This is a genomic window from Streptomyces sp. NPDC059443 (assembly GCF_042750105.1).
Lineage (GTDB): Bacteria > Actinomycetota > Actinomycetes > Streptomycetales > Streptomycetaceae > Streptomyces.
Map to the genome: position 1 here is coordinate 7,382 of NZ_JBHYVM010000058.1, position 5,099 is coordinate 12,480.

A 5,099-nucleotide genomic window follows, 5' to 3' on the forward strand; every position below is an offset into this window, starting at 1 on the left:
CTGTGTCTTTGCCTCGCCCCTTCGGGTGGCGGGTCTGGGTTGGCCGCTGGGGTGTTCGTGTTGGTTGGAGCCGGTGCCCCGGCGGCCGGGGGACCAGTCCTCCCCTGTTTGACCTGGAGCCCCGAGCTCTCAAGGTCATCCCCTTCGGACCGTCTTCCCCGAGCGGCCCGCCTCCCTGTTGAAAGGATCTCCATCGGCAGCGGCGGCCAATCCTTGAGCAAGGTCACTCGAAAGAGCGGTGTTGTCGGCGGGAACCCTATTTTCGAATACGGGTTCGATACTGTGGCCGGGAGCGAAGGGGGTGCATCTGCGGTGGTACAGCGCTTCGATGTGACAGGGGCCGACGGCGTACGCCTGGCTGCCTGGGAGTTCCGGCAACCGGCCGCGGAGCCGCCCGTCGCGGAGTCGTCGGCGTCGGGGGAGCCCGCCGCGCTCTTACTCCATGGACTGATGGGCCGCGCGTTCCACTGGGCGGGCACCGCCCGCTGGCTCTCCGCGCGCCGCCGCGTCGTGGCCCTCGACCAGCGCGGCCACGGCCAGAGCGAGCACCCGCCCGCCGGCTCGGACAGCGCGACCCGCTACGGCCGCGAAGCCTTCGTGGCCGACGCCGAGGCCGCCATCGAACAGCTCGGACTCGCCCCGGTGACCCTGATCGGCCACTCCATGGGCGCCCTCACCGCCTGGCAGCTCGCGGCCCGCCGCCCCGACCTCGTAGCGGCGCTGGTCATCTGCGACATGCGGGCCTCCGCGCTCGGGGAGGCCTCGCAGCAGGAGTGGGAGGAGTGGTTCCGCCGCTGGCCGCTGCCGTTCCCAACGCAGGACGCCGCCCGCCGCTGGTTCGGCGAGGACGACCCCCGCGTGGAGCGCCCGGATCCCGGGCGCGGGCGGTTCTTCGCCGAGGTGATGCACGAGGCCGACGACGGCTGGCGCCCGTTGTTCTCGCGCCGTCAGATGCTGACCGCGCGCGAGACCTGGGTCCACGACGCGCACTGGGAGGAGCTCGCCCAGGTCCGCTGCCCGACGCTGGTCGTCCGCGGCCTGGACGGCGAGCTGGGCCGCGCGGAGGCCCAGGAGATGGTCCGGGTCCTCCCGGCCGGCCAGTACGCGGAGATCCCCGACGCGGGCCACTACCTCCACTACGACCAGCCGACGGCCTGGCGCGAAGCGGTCGAGCCGTTCCTGGACGGCATCAAGGCGTCGGCGTAGCCGAGGCGGTCGGCGGCGCCGGTGCCGGTGGCGCTGCCCAGGTCATTGGTGCAACCGCTGTCCCCGTACGGCCCGTGGTTCCGGTGCGCAGCGCACGCCTGCCTCGAACCGGCTGCGTGCGCCGAGGCGTTCCAGCAGGTCCGTCGCGATGCGCCGCGCCGTGCACTGGGAGACACCGATGCGCTTGGCGATTGGCTCGCCGGTGTGGCCCTAGGCCGTCTCTTTCGGGTGACTCGGTGGACGGATTCCGGGACGGCGTTGAGTCCCACTGCGGTCAGCACGTTGTAGCCCCCTCGCAACAGCCCATGAGGGCGCCGGCATTGAGCACGTCGTCGCTCATCCGCGTGCACTGCCGCACCCGGTGATCGGTCTCTACGTCCGGGCCGACAACCCCACGGCGGCCGAGTCGCACGCGGCCCGGCTCTGCCGACGGGTCCTGGAGCGGGAGGAGTTCGCCGACTGGTCGCTGGTCCTCGCGCGGAAGTACCCACGGTCGCCCTGTTCTACGAGTCGATGCCGACCGGATTCGGCCTCGCGGCGGAGCGCGTGGACGGAACGGGTCAGGGCCGTTTGCGTCCAGGCAGATCCTCTTCCACCCCGTCTGACCAGCAGCGAGAGTAGTTCTTGCCAGCAGGGAACACCGCCCGGCAGGAGAGGTACCGGACAGCGTCACCGCGGGACGCAGGCCGCCTCAGGGCACCGGACTACACGTCAGAAAAGGACCACGATCATGCTTCGCACCCGTCTCGCCCAGGCCGCCGCGGTCACCGGCCTTGCCTCCTCCTCCTCCTCCTCCTTCCTCGCCCCCGCCGTGGTCGTCGTGCACGCCGCCTCCCTCGGGGCCGCTCCCACCGCCGGCACGCAGACCAGGGGCTGGTCCTAGCCCCGGCAGGTCCGTCCGACCCTGCCTCCCAGCTGCTCCTGCAGGGCAGCTGTCAGGTGGCCAAGGCCCCGTCCGGGGGCCCACGGACCCCACCGGCGCCGGCCCACGGCCGGGTCCGAAGCCGGCACACACGCTTCGCACCACCCGGCAGCGGATTCCCCGCGCCGACGCTCACTCCTCGTCCGCCCCGCCCTTGTGAGGTTCCGCATGTCCGAAATACCCCGTACCCAGCGCCGTATCGGCACGAAGACCGCCGCCGCGACCGCACTGGCCGCCGCCGGCCTGGCAGCCGGACTGCTGTCCGCCGCCCCCGCCGACGCCGCCTCCGTCAGCACGTGGGACAAGGTCGCCCAGTGCGAGTCCACGGGGAACTGGCAGATCAACACGGGGAACGGCTACTACGGCGGCCTCCAGATAGTCCTGTCGACGTGGAACGCTTACGGGGGCCGCGAGTACGCCGCCTACCCGCACCAGGCCACCAAGCAACAGCAGATCCTGACGGCCGAGAAGATCCTCGCCGGCCAGGGCGCCGGCGCCTGGGGCAGCTGCGGCGCCGGAGCCGGCCTCGGCGGCGACCACGCCGACCCCTACCCCGCCACCCCGCCCGCCGAAGTGGGCATGGTGCGGTTGGCGGCGGCGGACTTCACGGGTGACGGGAAGCAGGATCTGGCTGGTGTGGAGTCGGGGACGGGGAAGCTGTGGTTGTACCCGGGCAACGGTGCTGGTGGGTTCGGTGACCGGGTGCAGATCGGTTCGGGCTGGGGTGCGATGAGCGAGCTCGCGACTGCTGACTACACGGGTGACGGGAAGCCGGACCTGTTGGCGGTGGAGAACGCGTCGGGGAACTTGTACGTATACCCGGGAACGGGTAGCGCGTCCGGGATGAGCACGCTCGGCAACCGGGTGCAGGTCGGTTCGGGTTGGGGCGGGATGCGGGAACTGACCGCCCTGGACGTGAACAAGGACGGCAAGGCGGATCTGCTGGCCATGGACACGGCCGGTGCCCTGTGGGCTTATCCGGGAACGGGTTCGCTCAACGGCAGCAACACGTTCGGTGACCGGGTGCAGATCGGTGCGGGTTGGGGCGCGATGACCGAGCTGACCGTGCCGGGCGATCTCGATTCCGATGGCAAGGCCGACCTCGTGGCCATCGATGGTGGCGGGACGTTGTGGAAGTACCCCTCCACGGGTGCCTTGAGCGGGATGAACACCCTCGGCTCCCGCGCGCAGCTCGGTACGAACTGGGACAGCATGCGGCAGTTGGTCGGCGCTGACTTCAACGCTGACGGCAAGGGCGACCTCGACGCGGTCCAGGCCCCTGCCGACGCGACCGGGGCCCTGTACTTCTACCCCGGCAACGGCAGCGGCGGCCTCGGCAACCGCACCCAGATCGGCACCAACTGGTAACCGGGCCACTGCCCTTCACGCTTCCGCGTCACCTTTCTCCCGCACGGCTGTAGACCGCGCCGTCCACAAAAACTTCCAGAACCACATTCACCTTTCAGGAGTCCTGTCATGTCCATGTCTGTTCGTAACCTGAAGAAGACCACCGTCGCCACGCTGGTCGCCGCCGCTGCCGTCACCGGCCTGGCCACAGCCCCCTCCCAGGCCACGGGCACCTCCTCCGTCGGCGGCGCCATCACCTCCGCCGAGATCATGTCCCGGGCCCAGTACTGGGTCGACCGCGGAGTTCCGTACAGCCAGTCGGACTACGACCCGGACCCGCAGGGCCGCGACTACCGCCAGGACTGCTCCGGCCTCATCTCGATGGCCTGGCACCTGAACACCAGCCTGACCACCTGGACCCTGCCCAACGTCGCCACCCAGCTGTCCAGCCTCGACGACCTGCAGCCCGGCGACATGCTCGACAACATCGACTCCCACGTCGTGCTCTTCGGCGGCTGGGCCGACGCCGGCCACACCACGGCGAAGATCTGGGAGGAAGCCCGCCCGGGCACCAATGCCCGCATCGACTCCTCCTACTACACCCGCAGCTACCTCAACGGTCACGGCTACCGCCCCTACCGCTACAACAAGGTCGTCGAGGCCACGCCGACCCCGACCGCCGCCGGCATGACCAGCCTGGCCGGCGGTGACTTCGGCGGCGACGGCAAGGCCGACGTCGTGGCGGTCGAGGCCACCACCGGGATCCTCTTCTACTACCCCGGCACCAGCGGCGGCCAGCTCGGCGCCCGCGTCCAGATCGGCACCAACTGGAACACCATGAGCGAGCTGACGTCCGGCTACTTCACCGGCTCGGGGAAGCTGGACCTCGCGGCCGTCGACAACGACGGCGCGCTGTGGATCTACCCGGGCAACGGCAACGGCACCTTCGGCAACCGCATCAAGGCGGGTACCGGCTGGGACGGCATGCACGACCTGGCGGGCATCGACCTCAACAAGGACGGCAAGACCGACCTCGCGGCCGTCGAGACGTCCACCGGCAACTTCTACATCTACCCGGGCAACGGGAACGGCACCTTCGGCGACCGCGTGCAGATCGGTTCGGGCTGGAACGCCATGGACCAGATCGTCAGCCCCGGCGACCTCAACAAGGACGGCAAGGCCGACCTCGTCACCCGTGAAGCGGCCACCGGCAACCTCTACGCCTACCTGGGCAGCGGGTCCATCAGCGGCATGAACACCCTCGGCGACCGCGTCCTGATCGGCACCGGCTGGGGCTCCATGACGGACCTGGTCAGCGGCGACTTCAACGGCGACGGCATCGGCGACGTCGACGCGGTCCAGGCCTCGCCGAGCGACACCGGCACCTTCTACAGCTACCCCGGCACCGGCGCCATCAACGGCACGAACACCCTCGGCGCCCGCGTCCAGATCGGCACGGGCTGGTAGCCCCGCCACCGGGCACCGCGTCAACGCACCGCCCCACGGCCCCACATCCCCACCCGGGGGGGGGGGGGGGGGCGGGCGGGGGGCGGGGGGGGGGGGCCCGCCCCCCCCCCCCCCCCGCCCCCCCGCCCCCCCCCCCCGCCCCCCACCCCGCCCGCGC

The 5,099-nt window shown here is 71.0% G+C and carries 4 protein-coding genes; all 4 read left to right on the plus strand.

Annotation, left to right across the window (positions count from 1 at the left end):
• The first annotated feature begins 312 nt into the window (after positions 1-312).
• Entirely contained in the window at positions 313-1,206 is an 894-nt protein-coding gene (locus ACFXDJ_RS34910; protein ID WP_384851226.1) for an alpha/beta fold hydrolase, read from the plus strand.
• Between the two features lie 730 nt (positions 1,207-1,936).
• Positions 1,937-2,089, plus strand: a complete 153-nt coding sequence (locus ACFXDJ_RS34915) for a hypothetical protein (protein ID WP_384851228.1) — start codon at positions 1,937-1,939, stop codon at positions 2,087-2,089.
• A 207-nt stretch (positions 2,090-2,296) separates the two neighbouring features.
• Complete coding sequence (locus tag ACFXDJ_RS34920) at positions 2,297-3,496, plus strand: FG-GAP-like repeat-containing protein (protein ID WP_384851230.1); 1,200 nt, start codon at positions 2,297-2,299, stop codon at positions 3,494-3,496.
• Between the two features lie 108 nt (positions 3,497-3,604).
• Positions 3,605-4,942, plus strand: coding sequence for an FG-GAP repeat domain-containing protein (locus tag ACFXDJ_RS34925; protein WP_384851232.1), 1,338 nt, complete (start codon positions 3,605-3,607; stop codon positions 4,940-4,942).
• Positions 4,943-5,099 lie beyond the last annotated feature (157 nt).